Consider the following 1,470-nt stretch of genomic DNA (forward strand, 5'->3'; position numbering starts at 1 on the left):
ACGCCGAACTCGCCGAACACCTGGTGGACCCCGACGACCTGCGCGCGTGGGACGCCGACCTGCTGACAACCCTGGACGGCGCGAAACTCAGCAACGCCGACCTGCGCAAAGTCCCCGAGACGGCCGCTGCCCGCCGCGACCTCGCCGGACTGGTCCGCCGCTACCGCACCGCCAAACGCGACCGCGACCTCCTCGACTTCGGCGACCAGATCGCCCTCTCCGCGCGCCTCGCCGGCATCCCCGAGGTCGGCCGGATCCTGCGCGAGGAGTTCAAGGTGGTCCTCCTGGACGAGTACCAGGACACCTCCGTCGCCCAGCGCATCCTCCTCGCGGGCCTCTTCGGCGGCGGCACCGGCCACCCCGTCACCGCCGTCGGCGACCCCTGCCAGGCCATCTACGGCTGGCGCGGCGCCTCTGTCGCCAACCTGGACGACTTCCCGGAACACTTCGCGCACGCGGACGGCCGCCCCGCCACCCGCCAGGCGCTCAGCGAGAACCGCCGCAGCGGCGGCCGGCTCCTCGACCTCGCCAACGGGCTCGCCGAGCCCCTGCGCGCCATGCACGCGGGCGTGGAGGCCCTGCGCCCGGCCCCCGGCGCCGAACGCGACGGCACGGTCCGCTGCGCCCTCCTGCGCACCCACGCCGAGGAGATCGACTGGATCGCCGACTCCATCGCCCACCTCGTCAACACCGGCAGAGCACCCGGCGAGATCGCCGTCCTGTGCCGCACGGCGACCGACTTCGCCGAGATCCAGGGCGCCCTCGTCGCGCGGGACGTCCCCGTCGAGGTCGTCGGCCTCTCGGGACTGCTGCACCTCCCCGAGGTCGCCGACCTCGTCGCCGTCTGCGAGGTCCTCCAGGACCCCGGCGCCAACGCCTCCCTGGTCCGCCTCCTCACCGGCCCCCGCTGGCGCGTCGGCGCCCGCGACCTCGCCCTCCTGGGCCGCCGCGCCCGACGGCTCGTCACCCACGCGCGCGCGGACGACGACGGCGACCCCGACCGCCGCCTCGCCGCCGCCGTCGAGGGCACCGACCCGGCCGAGGTGATATCGCTCGCGGACGCCCTGGACACGTTCCTGGAGGGCACCGGGGACGACGACGGCCTGCCGTTCTCGCCGGACGCGCGCGTGCGCTTCGCCTACCTCGCCACCGAACTGCGCGACCTGCGCCGCTCCCTGTCCGACCCGCTGATGGACGTCCTGCACCGCGTCCTCGCCGTCACCGGCCTGGAGGTCGAACTGTCGGCGTCCCCGCACGCGCTCGCCGCACGCCGCCGCGAGACCCTGTCGAACTTCCTCGACGTCGCCGCCTCCTTCACCGCCCACGACGGCCAGGCCACCCTCCTCGCCTTCCTCGCCTTCCTGCGCACCGCCGCCCAGTACGAGAAGGGCCTCGACAACGCCCTCCCCGGCGGCGAGAACACCGTCAAGGTGCTCACCGCCCACAAGTCCAAGGGCCTGGAGTGGGACG

The 1,470-nt window shown here is 74.6% G+C and carries 1 protein-coding gene; it reads left to right on the forward strand.

The features are described from left to right. A partial coding sequence (locus AOK24_RS43660) for an ATP-dependent helicase (protein ID WP_240554417.1) occupies nt 1–1,470 on the forward strand: 1,470 nt, incomplete at both ends.

Origin of the sequence: Streptomyces niveiscabiei (genome assembly GCF_001419795.1) — a bacterium.
Lineage (GTDB): Bacteria > Actinomycetota > Actinomycetes > Streptomycetales > Streptomycetaceae > Streptomyces > Streptomyces niveiscabiei.